Origin of the sequence: Pseudomonas sp. NPDC088444 (assembly GCF_044900175.1) — a bacterium.
GTDB lineage: Bacteria > Pseudomonadota > Gammaproteobacteria > Pseudomonadales > Pseudomonadaceae > Aquipseudomonas.
This window is the reverse complement of record NZ_JBJDNK010000009.1, coordinates 233,619-256,172: the sequence shown is the minus strand read 5'-3', so window position 1 is coordinate 256,172 and position 22,554 is coordinate 233,619. Positions and strand designations below refer to the sequence as shown.

General features: G+C 59.4%; 18 protein-coding genes. 5 read left to right on the top strand and 13 right to left on the bottom strand.

The features are described 5' to 3' along the window. Positions 1 to 179 precede the first annotated feature (179 nt). From ACI2KB_RS19255 to ACI2KB_RS19245, 3 genes are read left to right on the top strand one after another with little or no spacing between them, the layout of a single operon-like run. Positions 180 to 1,307 (top strand): efflux RND transporter periplasmic adaptor subunit, encoded by a 1,128-nt coding sequence (locus tag ACI2KB_RS19255; protein WP_404636853.1) that lies wholly within the window; start codon positions 180 to 182, stop codon positions 1,305 to 1,307. Then, positions 1,304 to 2,374, top strand: coding sequence for an efflux RND transporter periplasmic adaptor subunit (locus ACI2KB_RS19250; RefSeq protein WP_404636851.1), 1,071 nt, complete (start codon positions 1,304 to 1,306; stop codon positions 2,372 to 2,374). The genes ACI2KB_RS19255 and ACI2KB_RS19250 overlap by 4 nt, the downstream gene beginning before the upstream one ends. Then, positions 2,371 to 5,445, top strand: coding sequence for an efflux RND transporter permease subunit (locus ACI2KB_RS19245; protein WP_404636849.1), 3,075 nt, complete (start codon positions 2,371 to 2,373; stop codon positions 5,443 to 5,445). Before ACI2KB_RS19250 ends, ACI2KB_RS19245 begins: the two co-directional genes overlap by 4 nt. Positions 5,446 to 5,565: 120 nt before the next feature. Here the strand turns inward: ACI2KB_RS19245 and ACI2KB_RS19240 are convergent, their stop codons facing one another. The 13 genes from ACI2KB_RS19240 to ACI2KB_RS19180 form a co-directional block, all read right to left on the bottom strand. Beyond that, entirely contained in the window at positions 5,566 to 6,192 is a 627-nt protein-coding gene (locus ACI2KB_RS19240; protein ID WP_404636847.1) for a class I SAM-dependent methyltransferase, read from the bottom strand. Between the two features lie 311 nt (positions 6,193 to 6,503). Continuing rightward, positions 6,504 to 6,770, bottom strand: a complete 267-nt coding sequence (locus tag ACI2KB_RS19235) for an acyl carrier protein (protein ID WP_404636845.1) — start codon at positions 6,768 to 6,770, stop codon at positions 6,504 to 6,506. 235 nt (positions 6,771 to 7,005) lie between these two features. Next, entirely contained in the window at positions 7,006 to 7,650 is a 645-nt protein-coding gene (locus tag ACI2KB_RS19230; protein WP_404636843.1) for a methionine ABC transporter permease, read from the bottom strand. Continuing rightward, a complete protein-coding gene (locus ACI2KB_RS19225) occupies positions 7,640 to 8,767 on the bottom strand; it encodes a methionine ABC transporter ATP-binding protein (protein WP_404636841.1) in 1,128 nt (375 codons plus the stop codon). Before ACI2KB_RS19225 ends, ACI2KB_RS19230 begins: the two co-directional genes overlap by 11 nt. Positions 8,768 to 8,769: 2 nt before the next feature. Continuing rightward, positions 8,770 to 9,564, bottom strand: coding sequence for a MetQ/NlpA family ABC transporter substrate-binding protein (locus ACI2KB_RS19220; RefSeq protein ID WP_404636839.1), 795 nt, complete (start codon positions 9,562 to 9,564; stop codon positions 8,770 to 8,772). Positions 9,565 to 9,728: 164 nt separating this feature from the next. Next, positions 9,729 to 11,114, bottom strand: a complete 1,386-nt coding sequence (locus tag ACI2KB_RS19215; RefSeq protein ID WP_404636837.1) for an LLM class flavin-dependent oxidoreductase — start codon at positions 11,112 to 11,114, stop codon at positions 9,729 to 9,731. Next, the gene (locus tag ACI2KB_RS19210; RefSeq protein ID WP_404636835.1) at positions 11,114 to 12,328 is read right to left on the bottom strand and encodes an SfnB family sulfur acquisition oxidoreductase; all 1,215 of its coding nucleotides are present in this window, start codon (positions 12,326 to 12,328) and stop codon (positions 11,114 to 11,116) included. Before ACI2KB_RS19210 ends, ACI2KB_RS19215 begins: the two co-directional genes overlap by 1 nt. A gap of 23 nt (positions 12,329 to 12,351) precedes the next feature. Continuing rightward, positions 12,352 to 13,593, bottom strand: coding sequence for an SfnB family sulfur acquisition oxidoreductase (locus ACI2KB_RS19205; RefSeq protein ID WP_404636833.1), 1,242 nt, complete (start codon positions 13,591 to 13,593; stop codon positions 12,352 to 12,354). A 479-nt stretch (positions 13,594 to 14,072) separates the two neighbouring features. Beyond that, entirely contained in the window at positions 14,073 to 14,807 is a 735-nt protein-coding gene (locus tag ACI2KB_RS19200) for a hypothetical protein (protein ID WP_404636831.1), read from the bottom strand. 557 nt (positions 14,808 to 15,364) lie between these two features. Continuing rightward, the gene (tcyN, locus tag ACI2KB_RS19195) at positions 15,365 to 16,108 is read right to left on the bottom strand and encodes an L-cystine ABC transporter ATP-binding protein TcyN (RefSeq protein ID WP_404636829.1); all 744 of its coding nucleotides are present in this window, start codon (positions 16,106 to 16,108) and stop codon (positions 15,365 to 15,367) included. Between the two features lie 3 nt (positions 16,109 to 16,111). Further along, positions 16,112 to 16,780 (bottom strand): cystine ABC transporter permease, encoded by a 669-nt coding sequence (tcyL, locus tag ACI2KB_RS19190; RefSeq protein ID WP_404636827.1) that lies wholly within the window; start codon positions 16,778 to 16,780, stop codon positions 16,112 to 16,114. After that, the gene (tcyJ, locus tag ACI2KB_RS19185; protein WP_404636825.1) at positions 16,777 to 17,574 is read right to left on the bottom strand and encodes a cystine ABC transporter substrate-binding protein; all 798 of its coding nucleotides are present in this window, start codon (positions 17,572 to 17,574) and stop codon (positions 16,777 to 16,779) included. The genes tcyL and tcyJ overlap by 4 nt, the downstream gene beginning before the upstream one ends. Positions 17,575 to 17,897: 323 nt before the next feature. Then, positions 17,898 to 18,899: a D-cysteine desulfhydrase gene (locus ACI2KB_RS19180; protein WP_404636823.1), complete on the bottom strand. Its 1,002-nt coding sequence runs from the start codon at positions 18,897 to 18,899 to the stop codon at positions 17,898 to 17,900. Positions 18,900 to 19,115: 216 nt separating this feature from the next. Here ACI2KB_RS19180 and epsC point away from each other — a divergent pair, with 216 nt between their 5' ends. Together epsC and betT are read left to right on the top strand one after the other, a co-directional pair. Beyond that, on the top strand, positions 19,116 to 20,060 hold the full coding sequence (epsC, locus tag ACI2KB_RS19175; protein ID WP_404637020.1) for a serine O-acetyltransferase EpsC: 945 nt from the start codon (positions 19,116 to 19,118) through the stop codon (positions 20,058 to 20,060). A 414-nt stretch (positions 20,061 to 20,474) separates the two neighbouring features. Next, positions 20,475 to 22,469, top strand: coding sequence for a choline transporter BetT (gene betT / locus ACI2KB_RS19170; protein WP_404636821.1), 1,995 nt, complete (start codon positions 20,475 to 20,477; stop codon positions 22,467 to 22,469). Positions 22,470 to 22,554: the final 85 nt, after the last annotated feature.

Genomic DNA, 22,554 nt, shown 5'->3' with positions numbered 1-22,554 from the left:
TTCACCTGATCGTTCCCACGCTCTGCGTGGGAACGCTGCCCCGGACGCTCCGCGTCCATCGCATTACAGCTCCCGCCTGCCTGCCTTTCGCGTCGTAAGGAACCCTGATCTACGCTCACAGTCGCATGATCACGACACGATAGCGTTCGACGCGCACGGCATTGGCACAAGGAGCTTGCATGCCTGTTCATCCCTCATTCCTCCGATTCGGCATGAAAGCGTTGGCGTTGGGCGTTTGCCTGGCTGTGCTGTCGGGCTGCGGCAAGGAAAAGCCCGCCGACCCCGTGCGCCCGCGCGTGCAGGTACAGGAAGTCAAAACCACTGAATTTGCTGCCACGGTCGCACTGACCGGCGACATTCAGGCCCGTGTGCAAACCCAGCTGTCGTTCCGCGTCGGCGGCAAGATCATTCAGCGCATGGTCGATGTGGGCGACCGCATCACCGCCAAACAGGTGCTCGCCAAGCTCGACCCTAAAGACCTGCAAACCAACGTCGATTCGGCCATCGCCGCCGAAGCTGCCGAACAGGCGCGTGTGAAACAAACGGCTGCGGCCTTTGTGCGTCAGGAAAAGCTGCTGCCCAAGGGCTACACCAGCAAAAGTGAATATGACTCCGCCCTGGCCCAACTGCGCAGCAGCCAGAGCGCCTTGAAAGCCGCACAGGCTCAATTGGCCAACGCCCGTGAGCAACTGGGTTACACCTCGTTGATTGCCGATGCGCCGGGCATCATTACTGCGCGGCAGGCCGAAGTCGGTCAGGTGGTGCAGGCAACGATGCCGATCTTCGGCCAGGCCCGAGATGGCGAGCGCGATGCGGTGTTCAACGTTTATGAGTCCCTGTTCGTCCAGCCACCCGGTGATCAGCCTGTTGAAGTCACGTTGCTGGATAACCCGACCATCAAAGCCAGCGGCAAGGTGCGCGAAGTAACGCCCGCGGTGTCGGCGCAAACCGGCACGCTGCAGGTGAAGATCGCCCTCAACTCGCTGCCGAACGGCATGGACTTGGGGTCGGTGGTCAGCGCCGCGTTGAGCGTGCCAGCCAAGCAGAGTGTCGAGTTGCCATGGTCGGCGCTGACCAAAGGCTTGGGCGATCACCTCGGCCAGCCTGCCGTGTGGATCGTCGATGATCAGAACAAGGCCAATCTGCGCCCTGTTACGGTCGGGCGTTACCTGACCGGGAAAGTCATCATCGTTGACGGCCTGAAAAACGGCGAAAAGGTGGTGGTCGCGGGCAGCCAGTTGCTGCACCCGGACATGCAAGTGGAACTGGCGGACGTCTACAAACCCTCGACAGGAGCGGCCAAATGAAACGCCTGTCGAGTCTGCTGTTGAGCGCATGTGTGTTGGCAGGTTGCGGCAAGGAAGAGCCGCCGCCCGAGCCGGTGCGCCCGGTATTGTTCATGGAGGTCAAACCTCAATCCGAAGAAAGCCTCGGTCGCTTTGCTGGAAACATCGCCGCCCGCTACGAAAGTACGCTGGGCTTTCGGGTCGCAGGTCGCATCGCTTCTCGCAGTGTCGATGTCGGCAGCGAGGTGGAAAAAGGCCAGTTGCTGGCAACCCTTGACCCCACGGATCTGCAAAACCAGTTGCGCGCCTCCCAAGGCGACCTGGCCCGCGTCGAGGCGCAATACATCAACGCCCAAGCCAATGCGCGACGCCAGCAGGAGTTGTTCGACCGGGGCGTGGGCGCTCAGGCGGCGCTGGATGTGGCCGTGACTGACCTGAAAACCACCAAGTCGTCGTTCGATCAGGCCAAGGCTTCGGTGCAGCAGGCTCAGGATCAGTTGAGCTACAGCGAATTGCGCACCGATCACGCCGCAGTCGTGACCGAATGGAAAGCCGAAGCGGGGCAGGTGGTCAGTGCAGGCGAGCAAGTGGTGACGCTGGCGCGGCCCGACATCAAAGAAGCGGTCATTGATCTGCCCGCGCCACTGGCCGAGCAATTGCCACAAGACGTGGTGTTCAAAGTTGCCAGCCAATTGGAGCCAGACATCAGCACCACTGCGACGCTGCGCGAGCTGGAGCCGCAGGCCGAAAGCTCGACCCGCACTCGGCGCGCTCGCCTGACCTTGGCCGATACCCCGGCGGCTTTCCGCTTGGGCACGGCGATCAGCGTCACGTTGAGTTCAGCCATCCAGCCGCGTATCGAATTGCCCCTCAACGTCTTGCAGGAAGTCGATGGCAAGACGCAGATCTGGGTGATCGACATGCAGAACCAGACCGTTTCACCGCACCCGGTCACGGTCGTAAGCCGCGATAACGATTCCTTCATCATCGCCGGTGGGGTCAAGAACGGCGAGCGAGTAGTCACCGCCGGTGTGAACAGCCTCAAGCCGGGGCAGAAAGTCAAAGTCGATAAGGACAGCCCACGATGAAAGGGAATTTCAACCTCTCCGACTGGGCGCTCAAACATCAGTCCTTCGTCTGGTATCTGATGTTCGTCGCCCTGCTGATGGGCGTGTTTTCGTACATGAACCTAGGTCGCGAGGAAGACCCCTCGTTCACCATCAAGACCATGGTTATCCAGACGCGTTGGCCGGGCGCGACGGTGGATGAAACGCTGGAACAGGTCACCGACCGCATCGAGAAGAAGCTCGAAGAGCTGGACTCCCTCGACTACGTAAAGAGCTACACGCGGCCCGGCGAATCGACGGTATTCGTCTATCTGCGCGACACCACCAGCGCCAAGGACATCCCGGAAATCTGGTATCAGGTGCGCAAGAAGATCGACGACATTCGTGGCTCGTTCCCCCAAGGCTTGCAAGGCCCTGCGTTCAACGATGAATTCGGCGACGTGTACGGCTCGATCTACGCCTTCACCGCCGACGGCCTGACGTTCCGGCAACTGCGCGATTACGTCGAGCAGGTGCGGGTGCAGATTCGTGATGTACCGGGGTTGGGCAAGGTCGAGATGATCGGTCAGCAGGATGAAGTGATTTACCTGAATTTCTCCACGCGCAAACTGGCGGCGCTGGGCCTTGATCAACGCCAGGTGGTGCAAAGCCTGCAATCGCAGAACGCAGTGACGCCTGCCGGGGTGATCGAAGCGGGACCTGAGCGGATTTCGGTGCGTACCTCGGGGCAGTTCGAGTCGGAGAAGGATCTGGAAACCGTGAACCTGCGGCTCAATGATCGCTTCTATCGTCTGAGCGACATTGCCGAAATCAGCCGGGGCTACGTCGATCCACCCAAGCCGCTGTTTCGATTCGACGGCAAGCCTGCCATTGGCCTGGCGATTGCGATGCAGAAGGGCGGCAACGTCCAGGCGTTCGGCAAGGACCTGCACGCGCGCATGGATCAAGCCACTGCCGATCTGCCGATGGGCGTGGGTGTGCACAATGTGTCCGATCAGGCGCAGGTGGTGGAAAAGGCCGTGGGTGGCTTCACCAGCGCACTGTTTGAGGCGGTGATCATCGTGTTGGTGGTGAGCTTCATCAGTCTCGGCATGCGTGCCGGGCTGGTAGTGGCGTGCTCGATTCCGCTGGTGCTGGCGATGGTCTTCGTGTTCATGGAATACAGCGGCATCACCATGCAACGGATTTCGCTGGGGGCTTTGATCATTGCGCTGGGTCTGCTGGTGGACGATGCGATGATCACCGTGGAAATGATGGTCACGCGGCTGGAAATGGGCGACAGCAAGGAGCAGGCGGCGACTTACGCCTACACCTCGACCGCTTTCCCTATGCTCACCGGCACGTTGGTGACAGTGGCGGGTTTCGTGCCCATCGGCCTCAACGCCAGTTCGGCAGGCGAATACACCTTCACCCTGTTTGCGGTGATTGCGGTGGCGATGCTGGTGTCGTGGGTGGTGGCCGTGTTGTTTGCGCCAGTGATTGGCGTGCACATCCTCAGCGATAACATCAAAAAGCATGAAGAGAAGCCGCCGGGGCGCATCGCGCGCGGGTTCACAGGCTCGATGCTCTGGGCCATGCGCAATCGCTGGCTGGCGATCTTCATCACCATCGCGTTGTTCGCCGTGTCGCTGTTCTGCATGCGCTTCGTGCAGAACCAGTTCTTCCCGTCGTCGGACCGGCCGGAAATCCTGCTCGACCTCAACTTGCCGCAGAACGCCTCGATCAACGAGACGCGCAAAGCGGTGGACCGGCTGGAAGCGGCGATCAAGGACGACCCGGACATCGTGCGCTGGAGCACGTACATCGGTCAGGGCGCAGTGCGCTTTTACCTGCCGCTGGACCAGCAACTGGAAAACCCGTATTACGCGCAGTTGGTGATCGTCAGCAAAGGCCTGGAAGAACGCGGCGCGCTGATGGAGCGCTTGAAGAAGCGTCTGCGCGATGATTTCGTCGGTATCGGCACCTACGTGCAGCCGCTGGAAATGGGGCCTCCGGTGGGGCGTCCGATCCAGTACCGGATCAGCGGCGACAACATCGACAAGGTGCGTCAACACGCCATCGATCTGGCGACCTTGCTCGACAAAAACCAGCACATCGGCGAGATGATTTACGACTGGAACGAGCCGGGCAAAGTCCTGCGCATCGACATCAATCAGGACAAGGCGCGGCAATTGGGGTTGTCTTCCGAAGACGTTGCACAGTTGATGAACAGCATCGTCGTGGGTGCCAACGTCACTCAGGTGCGCGACGACATTTACCTGATCAACGTGGTGGGGCGCGCGGTGGATGCCGAGCGGGGGACGCCGGAAACCCTGCAAAACCTGCAAATCGTCACCCAAGGCGGCACCTCGATTCCGCTGCTGGCCTTCGCCAATGTGCGTTATGAACTGGAACAGCCGCTGGTCTGGCGGCGTGATCGCAAGCCGACCATTACCCTGAAGGCTGCGGTGAGGGATGAGATTCAGCCGACCGATCTGGTGAAGCAGCTCAAGCCTGAGATCGACCAGTTCGCGGCGGGTTTGCCGGTGGGCTACAAGATCGCCACGGGCGGGACCGTGGAGGAGAGCGGCAAGGCGCAGGGGCCGATTGCCAAGGTGGTGCCGCTGATGCTGTTCCTCATGGCGACCTTTCTGATGATCCAGTTGCACAGCGTGCAGAAGATGTTTCTCGTGGCGAGTGTTGCGCCATTGGGGCTGATCGGCGTGGTGTTGGCGCTGGTGCCGACCGGAACACCCATGGGCTTCGTGGCGATTCTCGGGATTCTGGCGTTGATCGGCATCATCATCCGCAACTCGGTGATTCTGGTGACGCAGATTCATGAGTATGAAGAGGCAGGTTATCTACCGTGGGATGCGGTTGCTGAAGCGACCGAACATCGGCGTCGGCCGATTTTGCTGACCGCTGCGGCGGCGAGTCTGGGCATGATCCCCATCGCCCGCGAAGTGTTCTGGGGGCCGATGGCTTACGCGATGATCGGCGGCATCATCATCGCGACCCTGCTGACGCTTCTGTTCCTGCCCGCGCTGTATGTGGCCTGGTACAAGATCAAGGAGCCGACCCAGGAGCAGCGCGAAAAGGCCAAGCACGCTTAACACCTATGGGAGCCGGCTTGCTGGCGAAAGCGGTGGGTCAGACACAGCAATGCCGACTGACACGCCGCCTTCGCCAGCAAGCCGGCTCCCACAAAAATCAAAAGCATTCAGCGGCCACGATCAAACCCTGCGCCACACACTCGCCAGCCAAGGCTGCTGCTCACGCGGCAAACCTTCTGGCCGGTAATAATGCTCCACCTCAATAAACCCCGCCTCGACCAGCAACGCGCTCCACGATTCCAGATCATGAAACGAGCCATAGCGCTCGCCCTTCCAGCCCTCCTGGTTGTTGCCACGCGGGTTGGAGCTGAACAGTACGCCACCGGGCTTCAAAGCGGCTCGCAGTTCGCGCAGCACACGAGGCAACTCCTGACGAGGGACGTGAAACAGCGATGCGTTGGCAAAGATCCCGTCGAAGCGTTCGGCGGGTAGATGCAGTTCCAGAAAGTTCTGATGCAGCACGTCGCAGCCGCTGTCTGCACGGGCCATCTCAGCGAAACGCTCCGAGCCATCCAGCCCGGTTGCGACGTGCCCCAGAGCCGTAAACGTACGCAAATCCCGCCCCGGCCCACAGCCAAAATCGAGGATCTGAAACGGCGCCGAGCCTTGGATATTGCGCAGCAGCGCGTCGATGTTCTGGCTAACATCATGATCCCGCGTGCCCTCACGAAAGCTCTCGGCCACGTCGTTGTAGTTGCCCAATGTGGTGGCGGTGATCTGGGCGAGGTCCTGCGGGTTGAGTTTCATGGGGCGGATTCTGGGCGGAGGAAGCGGCCAACATACCCCTGCTTGGCATCACCGCAATCCCGACATCGCCTCGCATGGTGCGGGTGGTGCAAAACTGTTTCTGGCCGCAGGCCGTAGGAGCGTGGCTTGCCCGCGATCTGGCGCGAAGCGGCAGTAAACCCTGAGCAGGGGATGTGTCTGACGTAACGAGATGTCTGGTTTTACTGCCGCTACGCAGCAGATCGCGGGATAAGCCACGCTCCTACGGCCAGAATCAAAAGCGGATCAGCGCTTGTTCAACCGCAATGCCAACCGATCCCGATCCAACTGAATCACCGCTGGCTGAGGATGACATCGACCAGTTGCTCAATAGTCTCGATTCTGTGCCACCGATCCGGATCTGGATTGAGCTTGTACTGCCATTTCACCTGCATCATGAAGCAGGTGAGGTCGTCGTCGATGATCTCGAACTCGCTGATGAAATTCGTTTTTGCGGACACCGCTTCCTTGGGGATGAATCCGATAATCGACACAAAAAGATCGATTATCTGTCGGGTCAATTCTTCCCGGCTCGTATCAGATCCGATTTTTTGCTTCATATGCACACAGCCCGATGACGCCAAAGATCCTGACTGTATCAAAGAGGGTTGTGCATAAGGTTTCTGCCCGGAGGGCGTAGGAGCGTGGCTTGTCCCGCGATCTGGCGCGAAGCGGCAGTAAACTCTGCGCACGCGATGCATCTGAAGTAACGCGGTGTCTGGTTTAACTACCGCTTCGCGACAGATCGTCCGAGTGCGGCCCAGACCAAGCGCGCTCCTACAGATCCGTAGTGCGTCAGCGTTTGTTCAACCGCAACGCCAACCGATCCCCACCCAACTGAATCACTGCCACCAACACCACCAGCAACACGATCACGGTCAGCATCACTTGGGTATCAAAACGCTGATAACCATAGCGATACGCGATGTCGCCCAAGCCGCCTGCGCCGATGGCGCCGGCCATGGCCGAGGAGTTGATCATGGTGACCAGGGTGATGGTGAAACCGCCGACGATCCCCGGCAGCGCTTCCGGCAGCAGCACGTGCCAGACGATGTGCCAGCGGCGGCAGCCCATGGCTTGGGCGGCTTCGATCAGGCCGTGGTCGACTTCCCGCAGGCTGACTTCAGCGATACGCGCAAAGAACGGCGTGGCCGCGATGGTCAACGGCACGACCGCCGCCCACACACCATAGGTGGTGCCGACGATCATCCGGGTGAAGGGGATCAGCGCGACCATCAGGATCAGAAACGGCACCGAACGGAAAATGTTCACGAACGCCCCGAGTACGCGGTTGACGTTCGGTGCTTCGAAGATTCCGCCCTTGCCGCTGGTGACCAGAATCACCGCCAGTGGAATCCCCAGAATCAGCGCGAGCAGCGACGATACGCCGACCATCAGAAAGGTGTCGATGACGCCTTGCCACAAACGATCAAGCCACATAACCCAGTACCTTCGCGTATTGCGCCTGTTTGCGGGCGCGGTTGAGCAGTTCTTCAGTGGAGAGTGGCGAGTGGCTGACGGCGAGCAGCAAATGCCCCAGCGCGCGGCCTTGAATGCGCTCAACGCCGCCGTGCAGCAGGCTGACGCGTCCGCCGAATGCGCTGAACAGGGCCGACAAATCAGGTTCTTCGCCGTGGCTGCCGGTGAATTGCAGGTCCAGCACCACGCTGGCATGTGTGCCCGATGGATGTGGCTGCAAGCGGGCCTTCACGTCATCCGGCAAGGCTTGTTGCAACGGGGCCAACAAGGTTTTGCTCACCTCATGCTGCGGGTTACCAAACACTTGCCAAACCGGCCCTTGTTCGACGATCCGGCCTTGTTCCAGCACCACGACGCGGTCGCAGATTTCTCGGATCACGGCCATTTCGTGAGTGATCAGAACGATGGTCAGTCCCAGCCGCTGATTGATCTCGCGCAGCAGGCCGAGAATCGATTGCGTGGTTTCGGGATCGAGGGCCGACGTCGCTTCATCACACAGCAGAATTTCCGGATCATGCACCAACGCCCGGGCGATGCCGACGCGCTGTTTCTGCCCGCCAGACAGTTGCGCCGGGTAGGCGTTGTGCTTGTCCTTGAGGCCCACCAGTTCCAGCAACTCGGCGACTTTGCGCTGACGCTGTTCCTTGGGCACACCCGCGACCTTGAGCGGCAGCTCGACGTTCTTCCACACCGTTTTCGCCGACATCAGGTTGAAGTGCTGGAAGATCATGCCGATGCGCCGACGCAACTCCACGAGCTTGTCTTCGTTGAACGCGGCGATGTCGACCTGATCGATCAGCACCCGCCCGCTGCTGGGCTGTTCCAGACGGTTGATGGTGCGGATCAGCGACGATTTACCCGCGCCACTGCGGCCGATGATGCCGAAGATCTCGCCGCGCTGGATGTCCAGATCGATACCTTGCAGGGCTGCGACCGACCCCTGCTGGCCCTCATAGACTTTGCCCAACTGGCTGAAGTGCACGTGAGCCTGGGTCTTCTCGGGGTGCAAACGCACCTGTTCGGCGGAATGCGGAGCGGGCTCTTCCAGTGGCAGGGAGCGTTGCACGGTGGCGTTCATGGTCAGTTCTTCCAGCCGACCTGATACAGCGAGCCGTTCACTTTATCCAGCGAGGCGCGCACCACAGGCGAGTGTTGATAGATGTCGATGAACTTGGCCAGACGCGGGTCGTTCTTGTGGTCGGGCTTGATCACGAACTGGATGACGTATTCCGGGTGATCCAGACCGTCGAACAGAATCGCCGAGCCTGCATCGAAGGTCTTCGCCAGACGGATGTAAGCGGGGTAGCCCTGTACCAGATCCGCGTCGTCATAGGCGCGCACCAGTTGCACGGCCTCGACCTGAATCAGCTTGATCTTCTTCGGGTTGGTAAGGATGTCGTCTTCGGTGGCTTTGTAACCAACGCCGGGTTTGAGGGTGATCAGACCGGCCTTGGCCAACAATTGCAGACCACGTCCGCTGTTGATCGGGTCGTTGGCGATGGCCACGGTGGCGCCGGTGGGCAGTTCATCGAAGCTTTTGTATTTCTTCGAATACAGGCCGACGTTGTTGATGATGCCCGGCGCGTAGGGGATCAGATCGAAGCCCGATGCGGCCTTGGCGTTTTCCAGAAACGGAATGTGCTGGAAGTAGTTCACGTCGATGTCGCCTGCGTTGAGGCTGACGTTGGGCGCGATCCAGTCAGTGAATTCCACCAGCTCGACTTTCAGGCCTTGTTTGTCGGCTTCAGCGACAGCAGCTTCCAGCGGGATGGCGAAGGCGGCAGTTGTGCCGACTTTCAGCGGTTGGTCGGCGGCTTGAATGGCGCCAGTGAACAGGCCAAGGGAGAGGGCCAGGGTGAGCAGCGTTTTTGTCATGTGTTGTTTTCCGTTTCAATGTCGGTATGAGGTATATCGGCCTGTCGCAGATCTCTGTGGGAGCGAATTCATTCGCTATGCGGGTGCTCAGGCGACAAATCTCCATCGGCTGTACCGTCCTCTCGCGAATGAATTCGCTCCCACAGTTGGGCCTTCGTTCGTCGTTAAACCGGTGTCGCGTTGCCGAGCGTGCTTGCTGTTCTGTATCCCGCCCCCGCATGCCGCTCCGGCAACCGCGCCGAGCCCTCGCCAAACAGCTTCTCGCGCAAGGTCCCGTGCTCATAAGCGGTCTTGTACGACCCCCGCCGCTGCAGCTCGGGAATCACCAGATCGATGAAGTCCTCATAGCTTTCCGGCGTGACGATGCGGGTCAGGTTGAAGCCGTCCAGGCCGGTTTCGGCGATCCAGGATTCCAGTTCGTCAGCCACCTGTTCAGGCGAGCCAATGACGGTGATGTAACGCCCGCCCAGTGCGTGCTGATTCAGCAACTTCTGCCGGGTCCAGTCGTTGTTCTTGAGGATCTTCGTTGCTGATTGAATCGCGTTGCCTTTGACGTGCTGGATCGGCTCGTTCAGTTCGTAGTCGGCAAAATCGATCCCGGTGGACGCCGCGAAATGCGCAAGCCCCGCTTCCGCGCTGGCGTATTGCAGGTATTCGGCATGCTTGGCTCGGGCTGCTGCTTCGGTTGCACCGACAATCACGTTCAACCCCATGAAAACCTTGATGTCATCCGGGTTGCGTCCGGCCGCCACGGCGCTGGCGCGAACCTTGTCTACCTGCTCGCGGGTCGCCGGTTTGTTCTGGCCACTGATGAACACGCATTCGGCGTTGTTACCCGCGAACTGCAAGCCGCGATCCGAACTGCCCGCCTGAAACAACACGGGCGTGCGCTGCGGCGACGGCTCGCAGAGGTGATAACCCTCGACCTGATAGAACTCGCCCTGATGGCGCACGTAGTGCACTTTCTCGGGCTGGGCATAGACTCGCGCCTGGCGATCCTCGATCACTGCGTCATCTTCCCAACTGCTTTCCCAGAGCTTGTACAACACCTCCAGATACTCGTCGGCCTGATCGTAGCGACGGTCGTGCTCGATCTGCTCCTTGAGGCCCATGGCCTTGGCCGCGCTGTCCAGATAGCCGGTAACGATGTTCCAGCCCACGCGCCCCCGGGTCAGGTGATCCAGCGTCGACATGCGTCGGGCGAACAGATACGGCGCTTCATAGGTGAGGTTGGCGGTCAGGCCGAAACCGAGGTTCTTCGTCACCGCCGCCATGGCCGACACCAGCAGCAGCGGGTCGTTGACCGGTAGCTGGATCGACTCCTTCAGCGTGACGTCGACGGATTTCTGGTACACGTCGTAGACACCGACGATGTCTGCGATGAACAGCCCGTCGAACAGCCCGCGCTCCAGCAGTTGTGCGAGATTCGTCCAGTAGTCGAGGGTCTTGTACTGGGTCGAGGTGTCTCGCGGATGGGTCCAGAAACCATGATTGATGTGGCCGATGCAGTTCATGTTGAACGCATTGAGCAGGATCTTTTTCTTGCTCATCAGATCGTCCCCCGGCGCGGTGGATTCACCTCGTTCAAATAGAAGTTGCCGATGGCGTGGTACTTCCAGCGCACCGGGTCGTGCAGCGTGTGGACCCGCGCGTTGCGCCAGTGACGATCCAGCCCGTGTTCGGCCAGCGTCGATTGCGAGCCGGCCAGTTCGAACAGGGTGCTACCGGCAGCCAAGGAGATGTCAGTGCTGATGGCGCGGGCTTCGGCAACGGCGATCGACGCTTCGGCCACATTCTCGGCGGTGCTGTCGGCTTGTGCGCGATCCAAATATTCCCCGGCGCGTTCCAGCAAGGCCTCGGCGGCGTGCAGACGGATGCCGAGCTTGCCGAAGCTGTGCAGCGTGAGTGGATCATCGACCGCTTTTTCGATGCCTGAGTCGATCCATGGCCGAGTGCGGGTGCGCACGAAATGCAACGCGTCTTCAAAGGCTGCGCGGGCGATGCCGGTGTCGATGGCGGCGTGAAGGATCTGCGCCAGCGGGCCGACGGTGGTGGGGCGCTCGAAAGCAGTTTGGAACGGCACCACGTCTTCATCGCTGACGTAAACGTTATCGAACACCACCGAGCCGCTGCCTGTGGTGCGCTGGCCGAAACCGCTCCAGTCGTCGATGACGCTCAGACCTTGTGCGTCTGCGGGGACGAATGCGAGTTGCTGAATGCCGTCGTCATCAATCACTGAGGTCGGAATGCGCTGGGCGTAAATCGCACCGGTCGAGTAGAACTTGTGACCGTTGATGCGCCAGCCTTGGCCGTCGCGGCTCAGACGGGTGGTGCGGTCATGGGCGGTTTTGGTGCCCAGCTCCGCCAAGGCGTTACCGAAACGCTGGCCTGCCAGGACATCTGCGTACAGACGTTTCTGCTGTTCTGGGCTGCCGTTCACGCGCAGCACTTCAAGCGCATAAAAATGGTTTTGCGGAATCTGCCCCAGCGAGCCATCCGCCGCTGAGATGATGCGAATGACTTCGGCCAGGGTGACGCTGGACACCCCCGCGCCGCCAAAGGCTTTCGGCACGCTGATGCCCCACAAGCCCGAGCGGGAAAACTGCTCCAGTTCGTCATGAGGCAGGCGACGTTCCCGGTCGCGTTGGGCGCTGTGTTGCGTGAAGGTGGCCGCCAAGGCGTGGGCAATTTCCAGCGCCTGAGCGTCATTTTGGATGATCGGGGTCGCCGCCTGCGAGTCACGCGGCAAAGGTTGAAGGCTCATACATGTGCTTCCAGTTGTCTGGTTCAGATCCAGGAATGACGGGCAGGCAGGGTGCCGTTGAGGTGCCAGGCGCCGACGGCGTGGACTTTCCAGCGCACCGGGTCATGGAGGGTATGGACGCGTGCATTGCGCCAGTGGCGGTCGAGGTTGAACTCGGCCAGCGTGGCTCGGCTGCCGGACAGCTCGAACAGCTTCTCGCTGGCTTGCAGGGCAATTTCGGTGGTCAGCACCTTGGCTTCGGCCACGACAATGGAGGCTCGGGCGGCGGACTGCGCGTCGATGGGCGCAGCAGCGATTTCATCGAGCACACGCCCGGCCTTGTAGAGCAGGGCTTGCGCCGCATGCAGCTCCAGCTTCAACTTGCCGATGTCGGCGATCACGTAAAGGTCGTCACTGGCCCGTTCGACATTTGCTTCAATCCATGGTCGCGCACGTTCGCGCACGAAACGAATGCTTTCGTCGATGGCTTCTTGGGCGATGCCCGCGTCGATGGCTGCTTGAATCAGTTGGGAGACCGCGCCCTGAATGTTGGGAGACAGGGCCAGCTTCCAGTTTTCAATGACCAGATCTCCGCTGACACGCACATTGTCCAGCAACACGCTGCCACTGGCGGTGGTGCGCTGCCCGAAACCGGACCAGTCGTCGATGATATGCAGGCCCGGCGTACCCCGTGGCACGAACACCAGCACTTGCTTGCCGTCGTCATTGATTGCCTTGACTGCGACCCAGTGGGCGAACAGGGCGCCAGTCGAATAGAACTTGCGGCCGTTGAGTAGAAAATGATCACCGTCGGCGGTCAGGCGTGTCTTTACGTCAAGCGTGTTTTTGGTCCCTCGCTCCGGCCCGCCATTACCGATACGGGCACCGTTGAGCACGCTCTCGAACAGGATCTTCTTCTGCGCCTCACTGGCGGCGCCGTTCAACGAATTGAGAATGCCGAACTGATTCTGTGGGATTTGTCCGACTGCCGGATCCGCCGCAGAAACGATGGCGAACACTTTCGCGACGGTTTCGAACGACACTTGGGCGCCACCGAAGGCTCGGGGAATCGAGATACTGCCCAGCCCGCTGCGGGTGAAGGCCTCGATCTCGGCCCATGGCAGCTGACGTTCGCGATCACGCACGGCAGCGGTAGGGCGAATCTGCGCGGCCAGCTCATGGGCGGCGGCGATGGCTTCGGCGTCGTTGCGCAGAACGTTGGCCGAATGCAAAGGGGGGGCTACGTCCAGTGGGTGCTGGAAGGCCAGGCTGCTCGGCTCAGTCATGATGGCGACCTTCGCGAGCGTGGACACTGGGGTAGTTGTGCGTGACCATTCGAACCTCGAATCAATACCGCGATGGCGGCAGGAAAACTGACGGTGGTCCGGTGGTCCGGTGCATATACCCTAAACACGTATAAAGATTAAATAAACTAACATTTGGGAATAAGCATAGAAGGCGCGCAGAGGCTTTGATGGCCCCCCAAGTGGCCTGCCCAGGTCAGGCAGGAGCCAAACAGCATCAGCAAAACCAGGTACTTGACGATATGTTTGCAGCGCATGGCGAACGTCTCGTGAAGAGTTTCCCAGCAGGCTAGCAGCGAGCGTTCGAAGGGCGTGAAACGAGATGTAGGGGAGGGTTGATCCGTTTTGTGGGATTTTTCTTTTGCCGGTGGGTTTTGTGGAGTTCGTCACGGGGGCAGCGCAGTCGGGCGTCGCGGCATGGAGTTTCAGTACCGCGACTGCGTATTGACTGGCAGACGGCTTCAACCTTCAAGGCTTGCCCCGTCAGGAATGTTGACCCGAATTGAGCGGGGCGGCGCCCACAGGGAATTGTTGCCGACGCGGTCAATGATGCAATACGTCACCTCTTGATGCTCATCATCGCCGGCCTCTCTGATCAAGTCCCCCGGTACGTGCAACTTGATCGCGCTGCCTACTTGCTGTTCGGTCAGTGCGGGGAAGTCCATACGCCTGTCGCCCCAGCGCAGGGTGATTTCATCGTAGGCCTCCATGTGTGGATAGCGCTCGATGACCAGCTCGATACCTTCGTCGAGATGCCGAGAGGTCAGGCCGGTTTCTGGCAGGTGCTCGGAAAACTTGACCGGCGCCAGCCCTTGATTTTCCTCGCCATCGATACCAACCAGATGCCCTCCTGGTATTTCCAGTTTGACCCACATTTTGCGCCCCGGAGATTTAACCGGCTCACTGCCGATTTTCGTTACCCGGTAGTAAGTTTTAACCTTGCCTGTTTGTAGGAAACTCTCTGGAACATGTAGGACGGTTGTATAACCAATGTCAGAATCTGATAAAAGTGTTGACGCGACATAACAATCGCCCCAGAAAAGTTCAATCAGGTCGCCGCTTTCCATGTCGGGATATGGATCAATGTTTACCAGCAGGTGAGTGGCCGCGAGTGCGCCAATGCCCTGCCGGTTCGACTGAGGTAAATAAGGCGCAAAAAGCTTGAGGGGTGTTTGGCTGACAGGGGTTTTGATCATCTTCGTACGCTCGTTGAATAGTAGGTCTGAATTCGTCCTGCAGCAGTGTTCGCTGCTGTAAACGTCCCAGGAACGTTATGCCGTTAGTACACGCTCGATGCGCATTGTTGGCAAACCATACAAACAGTTCCAATTTCGGACTTGATTTAAATGGTCTTAAAGGTCCGATTTTCTTCATTCAGCTAATTGTGTTGCTGCATATCTGTCAACAGGGTTGAAGGTGTAAAACTTCATGATTTAAAGAAACAGACATTTCCTACGGTTTAACCAGCTCTAGTAGTTGAAAAAAAGAAGTTTGCCTACTCCTCGAGACATATAGTCTGATCGTGAGTACGGCAGGGTCGGAAAGCGGAACGGCTTTTAACATCAAACAAAACGTTTCGGATCTGGCGTGTAACGCCTGGAGGTGCCCACGGTTCGTATTGAAAAATTTGATAGGAAAAGTCGAAAGTTCGCCCTGTCACTCCCGAACAGCGGGGGTGTTGCACCGTTTCCAAATGTTCGAAAAAAAGAAAACGGCGCCAAGAGACGCCGTTTTTTAAGCACGTGTTGTAGGACTAATTCCTACTGCGCTCCAGAAATTGCCTTGTACGTTCTTCCTTGGGGTTCGCGAACAGTTCTTTGGCTTCGCCTTGTTCGACGATCACGCCCTTGTCGATGAACACCACCCGGTTGGCGACGTCCCGGGCGAACTTCATTTCATGGGTGACGATGACCATCGTGCGGTTTTCTTCGGCCAGCGCGCGAATCGCGTTGAGCACTTCACCGACCAACTCAGGGTCGAGGGCCGAGGTCGGTTCGTCGAACAGGATGACTTCAGGTTCCATGGCCAACGCGCGGGCAATCGCGACTCGCTGCTGCTGCCCGCCAGACAGGCGACGGGGGTAGGCGTCTTCCTTGCCTGCAAGACCCACTTTAGCGAGCAGCTTGCGGCCCAGTTCCAGCGCTTGTTCGCGAGGAACCTTCTTGACGATGGTCGGGCCTTCGATGACGTTTTCCAGCGCCGTGCGATGGGGGAACAGGTTGAAGTTCTGGAACACGAAACCGACGTGTTGGCGCAACTGGCGGATCAGACCGGTCTGCTGGCTCAACGGGCGGCTGCCATCGATCTTGATGTCGCCGACTACGATGGTGCCGCTGGTGGGTTCTTCAAGAAAATTCAGACAGCGCAGAAAAGTGGTTTTGCCTGAGCCGCTGGGACCAATGATGGCGACCACTTCACCCGGCTCGACCCTCAGATCGATGCCCTTGAGGACCTGATTGCCCTTGAATTCCTTGGTCAGTTTTTCAACGGTGATCATGCCTCAGGACTCCACATCATGGCGGTTGGCCCGGGCTTCAAGCCGGTTCTGGAAGTGCGCGAGCACCGTGCACAACACCCAGTAGATCACCGCGACGGTGAAGTACATGGTGAAGACTTCCAGCGTGCGCGACGAAATAAGCTGCGCCTGACGGAACACTTCCGGCACCTGAATGGTGGCGGCCATGGCGGTGTCTTTGACCAGTGAAATGAAGCTGTTGCCCAGCGGTGGCAATGCCGTGCGCGCGGCTTGCGGCAGGATCGCCCGACGCATGGTCTGGGCGCGGGTCATGCCGATACTGGCGGCCGCTTCCCACTGGCCTTTATCCACCGCACCGATGGCGGCGCGCAGGATTTCACAGGCGTAGGCGGCCATGTTCAGGGACAGACCGATGAGCGCTGCCGTGATCGCATCCAGTTCGATGCCCAGATCCGGCAGTCCGTAATAAATCATGAAGAGCTGAACCAGTAGGGGAGTGCCGCGAAAGAATGACACGTAGACCCTGGCGATGGCGCTGATGACCCAGACTTTCGACAGCCGCATCAGTGCCAGGCCGAAGCCCAGCACCAACCCGAAGAACATCGATCCGAGACTCAGACCCACCGTGTAATACGCGCCCTTGAGCAGAAAGGGCGCGGAGTCCAGCGCGAGCTGTAGGCTCTCTGGAATCATTTGGTCACGTCAGCCTTGAAGTACTTCTCGGACAGCTTGGCGAGGGTGCCGTCAGCGCGCAGCTTGTCGATGGCCTTATTCAGCGCGTCGACCAGTTCAGGCTCACCTTTGCGGATCGCGATACCGGCTTCCTGACGGGAGAACGGTTCGCCGGAAACCGCCAGCTTGTCCTTGGTTTTGGCGATCAGTTCCAGTGCGGCAAGGCGGTCGACCAGAATGGCGTCGATGCGGCCTACACGCAGGTCCTGATATTTGGTCGGATCATCGTCGTAGGTTTTGACGATGGCGCCCGGCACATTAGCCTTCAGCCATTCTTCGTAGTTGGTGCCCAGACCCACGCCGACTTTTGCGCCGGTCAGGTCATTGGCTGTTTTGAACTTGCCCGCATCCTTGGTTTGCACCAGGGCCTGAATACCGGAAACGGTGTAGGGCTCAGAGAAGTCGTACTTTTTCTTGCGCTCGTCGGAAATGGTCACCTGGTTGATGACCACGTCCAGACGTTTGGATTCCAGCGCAGCCAGAATGCCTGCCCATGGAGTGGCGGTCAGCTTGACCTTGACGCCCAGTTCCTTGGCCAGTGCTTCAGAGAATTCGACCTCGAAACCGGTCAGCTTGCCGTCTTCACCGACGAAGCTGAACGGCGGGTAAGTGCCTTCCAGGCCGACGTTGAGCGTGCCGTTCTTTTTGATGGTTTCCAGTTGCTCGCCAGCGACAGCGTGGCTCACCAGACCGGTGCCCAGCACCAGGCTGAAGGCCGACAGCAGAAAAGTGCGGCGGATTGCAGACATGTTCATGTAAGTCCCCTGTTTTAATTGGTATGTCAGGTGCGCCTCAGACCTGACGAAACTACTGTGACATCGCCGCTTTATCCAGCTTTTTCAGCGGTCTGACGGGTGTTGTCGAAGCGACTGGCGGCGATGATATGAGCAAGCGTTCAGGATGAAAAAGAATTAAAAATAGTTTATTTAGTTTGTTTTGGTCTATGTATGCGGTTTGTCAGATTTCGCGACATCTGTGGGAGCCCTGGATTTGTGATTGACGCTGATCCTTGTGGGAGCCGCCTTTGGTGGCGAAAGCGATTGACCAGCCGACATAGAATCTCCCACAACTGCCCTAATTACTGTCCGGAGAAAACGCCGGGGTATGCAAACAACGCCGGGGCACCGCCGGTGTGCAGGAAAATGATCGGGCCGTCGTCGAAGCGCTGGCGGCCGATGCCGTCCAGCAACCCGGCCATGGCCTTGCCGGTGTACACCGGGTCCAACAACAGGCCTTCCTGACTCGCCACCAGCTTCACTGCCGCCAAGGTGCCCGCATTCGGCTCACCATAGCGTGGACCGTAATACTCATCCCAGAGGTTCACTTTGAACGCGGCGGGCAAGGATTCACCCAAAAGCTCAACGGTACGTTCCGCCAAACCCTGCACCTTCGGCGCCTGGGTTTCTTCCGGGCGCGAAACGGTCACGCCGATCACCGGCAGTTGTGGCAAAGCTTCTGCCAGCGCCAGACCCAGACCGCTGTGAGTGCCCGCGCTGCCCGAAGCCAACACGACCGCTGCGAAGTCCAGACGTGTCTGCTGAATCTGCTCTGCCAGCTCAAAGCCTGCACGCACGTAACCCAGCGCGCCCACGGGGCTTGAGCCACCAATCGGCACCAGGTAGGGCTTCTTGCCGCTGGCGCTCAAGCGAGCGGACAGGGCCTGAAGTTGCTCGTCGGCGTTGTCGAGGTTTTCCACCCGCTCGACCTTGGCGTCGAACAGATCCAGCAGCAAGCGATTGCCGTTACCGAGGTAGTTGCTGTCGTCGGTGGCGATGGGGTTTTCCAGCAGGGCCACGCAGCCTAGTCCCAGTTTCGCGGCCAACGCTGCCGTTTGACGTACGTGATTGGACTGGATGGCGCCCGCCGTGATCAGCGTGTCGGCGCCTTGGGCCAGGGCGTCGGCGGCGAGGTATTCGAGTTTGCGCAGCTTGTTTCCGCCCATGGCCAGCGGGGTAATGTCGTCGCGCTTCACATAAATGTCGCGACCGGCCCAGACCGACAAGCGTTCGAGTTTTTCCAGCGGAGTGGGAGCGCCCAGCAGTTCCAGGCGATTAAAACGGTCGAGCTGTTGTTTGATCATGTTCGTGTCGAGGCGTCTTCGAGTGAGTCGCTGGACTATAGGCAGACGATTCCCACAGGGCAACCGCCCCGTTTCTTACAGGTGTCGGGTTATAGCCTCACGAAAATTGTTATTTTTTTGCCGGTTTTGTTTGCCGTAGAGTGATCCGATCTCGGCCATGTCCAGCCTGACGAGCCGTTGAACTGAGGAGAAATCTGCGTGAGCACTATTCCCGAACTGTCTCCAGAAGCCTGTGCCGAAGGCGTGACCGGCCACTGGCAGTTGCAGCGGATCGTTGGTGAGTTGCGCGCTGCACGTGATGAGTGGCGCACCCGTAACGGTCGTGTCAGCGGGGAGAAGGGCGGTCGTGAACTGCCTTCCCGCGAAGCGCTGCGTGACATTCTCGAAGCCCTGTGTGGCGCGTTGTTTCCGATGCGTCTGGGTCCTGTGGACCTGCGTGAAGAAAGCGAAGATTTTTATGTCGGACACACCCTCGATGTGGCCCTGAACTCGCTGCTGGGGCAAGCGCGTCTGGAGTTGCGTTATGTGGCTCGCCAGCGCGGCGAGGATGCCAGTTGCGCGGATGTCCATGCCGAGCGCCTGATTCAGGATTTTGCCAGCGCCTTGCCGAACATCCGCCGCATTCTCGACACCGATGTGCTGGCCGCTTACCACGGCGACCCGGCGGCGCGCAGTGTCGATGAGGTGTTGCTGTGCTATCCGGGGATTCTGGCGGTGATCCATCACCGTCTGGCTCATCACCTGTACAACAACGGCCTGCCGCTGCTGGCGCGGATCAGTTCCGAACTGGCGCATTCGGCCACCGGCATCGACATCCACCCGGGTGCGCAAATCGGCCCGAGCTTCTTCATCGACCACGGGACCGGCGTGGTGATTGGCGAAACGGCGATCATCGGCGAACGTGTTCGGATCTATCAGGCGGTGACGCTGGGTGCGAAACGTTTTCCTGCAGACGAAGATGGCCAGTTGCAGAAGGGCCACGCGCGGCACCCGATCGTCGAGGACGACGTGGTGATCTACGCGGGCGCAACGATTCTGGGGCGCATCACCATCGGGAAAGGCTCGACTATTGGCGGTAACGTCTGGCTGACCCGTGGCGTACCTGCAGGCAGCAATGTGAATCAGGCGAACTTGCAGCACGATGACGGGACGCAGAAGTAACCCCTGATTTTCCCCGGTTTTCGTGTGGGAGATTCCATGTTGGTCGATCAACCGCCTTCGTCGGAACGCCGCCCGCACCAAGACGGCTCCCACAGAATCGGCGCCAGGCACAAATCCAGGGCTCGACACGCATCACTGTGGGAGCCGGCTTGCTGGCGAATACGGTATATCTGAACCCGATTAGGTGACTGACACTCCGCTTTCGCCAGCAAGCCGGCTCCCACAATGTGCTCTGTATTGCCTCGCCTAACGCGACCGGTCGGCTATGCAATTGGTCCTCGGTCCGCCTTCTGTGTTTTAATTGAACGTTCAATCAAGTTAAACCGGTGGTTCGCTGCCCTTCACACCAGGAGGCCTACCCTTGCCGTATCTGCTTTGCCTGAACGTTTCACCCCTCGTCACGAGGGCGGATTCATGAGTGTTTCGAGCGCGCAAAACAGCGCGCCGGTCCGCATGAACGCTCCCGTTTTCTACTTCGCTGCCAGTTTTATCCTTATCTTCGGGCTGGTCGTGATCAGCTTTCCCGACACCGCTGGCCAGTGGCTCCTCGCTGCGCAAAACTGGGCGGCCAATACCGTCGGCTGGTATTACATGCTGGCGATGACGCTTTACCTGCTGTTCGTCGTGGTCACCGCGCTGTCCGGTTACGGCAAGATCAAACTTGGTGCCGACCACGATGAACCCGAGTTCAGTTACCTGTCCTGGGCCGGAATGTTGTTCGCCGCCGGGATCAGCATCACGCTGTTCTTCTTCTGCGTCTCCGAACCCCTGACCCACATGCTGCAACCTCCGCAGGGCGAGGGCGGCACCACCGAGTCCGCGCGCCAGGCCATGCAATTGCTGTTTCTGCACTGGGGTTTGCACGGCTGGGGCGTGTTTGCGTTCGTCGGCATGGCACTGGCCTATTTCGCTTATCGCCACAACCTGCCGCTGGCGTTGCGCTCAGCCCTCTATCCATTGATCGGCAAGCGTATCAACGGCCCTATCGGCTACGCGGTGGACGGGTTCGGCATCATCGCCACGATCTTCGGCCTGGGCGCCGACATGGGCTTTGGTGTGCTGCACTTGAATTCGGGGCTGGATTACTTGTTTGGCGTGGCCCACACCCACTGGATTCAGGTGGGCCTGATCACTCTGATGATGGGCGCGGCGATCATCGTGGCGGTGGCAGGCGTCGACAAGGGCGTGCGCGTCATGTCCGACATCAACATGCTGCTGGCCTGTGCGCTGCTGTTATTCGTCCTGTTCGCGGGGCCGACGCAGTATCTGCTCAACACGCTGGTGCAGAACATCGGCGATTATCTCGGGGCGTTGCCAGTCAAGAGCTTCGATGTCTATGCCTACAACGGTCCGAGCGACTGGCTGGGCGGCTGGACCGTGTTCTATTGGGCGTGGTGGATCGCGTGGTCGCCGTTTGTCGGGCTGTTCATCGCACGAATTTCTCGTGGCCGGACCATCCGCGAATTCGTCTTCGGCGTGTTGCTGATTCCATTGGGTTTCACCTTGGCGTGGATGTCGATCTTCGGCAACAGCGCACTTGATCAGGTGCTCAACCACGGCATGACGGCGCTCGGCCTGTCCGCCATCGACGACCCGTCCATGACCCTCTATCTGATGTTGCAAAACTACCCGTGGAGCAAAACCGTCATTGCGGTCACGGTGTTCATCAGCTTCGTATTCTTCGTAACCTCAGCGGATTCGGGCACGGTCGTGCTTTCGACCTTGTCAGCGAAAGGCGGCAGTCCTGATGAAGACGGCCCCAAGTGGCTGCGCGTGTTCTGGGGCGTGATGACCGCGCTGATCACCAGTGGCTTGCTGTTTTCCGGCAGCATCGATGCACTGAAATCAGCGGTTGTACTCACCTCGCTGCCGTTCTCGTTGATTTTGTTGACCATGATGTGGGGCTTGCACAAAGCGTTCTACATGGAGTCGCAACGACAAATCGCCCAGCTTTACTCGCTGGCGCCGGTCTCCGGTGCGCGGCGAGGTGGTTGGCGTCAGCGTTTGAGTCAGGCGGTGCATTTCCCGTCCCGAGATGAGGTGTACCGCTTTCTCGATCAGACCGTGCGCCCGGCCATCGAAGACGTGACCGCGGTCTTCGTCGAAAAAGGCTTGAGCGTGGTCACGCAGCCCGATCCGGCGAATCACACCGTGGGACTGGAAATCGGCCACGGCGAAGAGCGACCTTTCATCTACCAGGTGACGATGCGGGGTTATTTCACGCCGTCATTCGCTCGCGCCGGGATGGGGTCCAAGCAACTCAACAACCGCCGTTACTACCGGGCCGAGGTGCATTTGAGTGAGGGCAGTCAGGATTACGACCTGGTGGGCTACACCAAAGAGCAGGTGATCAACGACATCCTTGATCAGTACGAGCGGCACATGCAGTTTTTGCACTTGGTGCGTTAGCGAGCTCGATGAAAATCCCTCTGTGGGAGCGAATTCATTCCGAGATTGACCGTACACCTGAGGCATCTCTATCGGCTGTAACGAC

Excerpts from the sequence above, each read along its gene's own strand:
- betT (WP_404636821.1), top strand. The coding sequence starts at position 20,475 with ATGAGTGTTTCGAGCGCGCAAAACAGCGCGCCGGTCCGCATGAACGCT.
- ACI2KB_RS19210 (WP_404636835.1), bottom strand. The coding sequence starts at position 12,328 with ATGAGCCTTCAACCTTTGCCGCGTGACTCGCAGGCGGCGACCCCGATC.
- tcyL (WP_404636827.1), bottom strand. The coding sequence starts at position 16,780 with ATGATTCCAGAGAGCCTACAGCTCGCGCTGGACTCCGCGCCCTTTCTG.
- tcyN (WP_404636829.1), bottom strand. The coding sequence starts at position 16,108 with ATGATCACCGTTGAAAAACTGACCAAGGAATTCAAGGGCAATCAGGTC.
- ACI2KB_RS19245 (WP_404636849.1), top strand. The coding sequence starts at position 2,371 with ATGAAAGGGAATTTCAACCTCTCCGACTGGGCGCTCAAACATCAGTCC.
- ACI2KB_RS19240 (WP_404636847.1), bottom strand. The coding sequence starts at position 6,192 with ATGAAACTCAACCCGCAGGACCTCGCCCAGATCACCGCCACCACATTG.
- ACI2KB_RS19205 (WP_404636833.1), bottom strand. The coding sequence starts at position 13,593 with ATGACTGAGCCGAGCAGCCTGGCCTTCCAGCACCCACTGGACGTAGCC.
- ACI2KB_RS19230 (WP_404636843.1), bottom strand. The coding sequence starts at position 7,650 with ATGTGGCTTGATCGTTTGTGGCAAGGCGTCATCGACACCTTTCTGATG.
- ACI2KB_RS19200 (WP_404636831.1), bottom strand. The coding sequence starts at position 14,807 with ATGATCAAAACCCCTGTCAGCCAAACACCCCTCAAGCTTTTTGCGCCT.
- ACI2KB_RS19250 (WP_404636851.1), top strand. The coding sequence starts at position 1,304 with ATGAAACGCCTGTCGAGTCTGCTGTTGAGCGCATGTGTGTTGGCAGGT.
- ACI2KB_RS19235 (WP_404636845.1), bottom strand. The coding sequence starts at position 6,770 with ATGAAGCAAAAAATCGGATCTGATACGAGCCGGGAAGAATTGACCCGA.
- ACI2KB_RS19225 (WP_404636841.1), bottom strand. The coding sequence starts at position 8,767 with ATGAACGCCACCGTGCAACGCTCCCTGCCACTGGAAGAGCCCGCTCCG.
- ACI2KB_RS19220 (WP_404636839.1), bottom strand. The coding sequence starts at position 9,564 with ATGACAAAAACGCTGCTCACCCTGGCCCTCTCCCTTGGCCTGTTCACT.
- tcyJ (WP_404636825.1), bottom strand. The coding sequence starts at position 17,574 with ATGAACATGTCTGCAATCCGCCGCACTTTTCTGCTGTCGGCCTTCAGC.
- ACI2KB_RS19255 (WP_404636853.1), top strand. The coding sequence starts at position 180 with ATGCCTGTTCATCCCTCATTCCTCCGATTCGGCATGAAAGCGTTGGCG.
- ACI2KB_RS19180 (WP_404636823.1), bottom strand. The coding sequence starts at position 18,899 with ATGATCAAACAACAGCTCGACCGTTTTAATCGCCTGGAACTGCTGGGC.
- ACI2KB_RS19215 (WP_404636837.1), bottom strand. The coding sequence starts at position 11,114 with ATGAGCAAGAAAAAGATCCTGCTCAATGCGTTCAACATGAACTGCATC.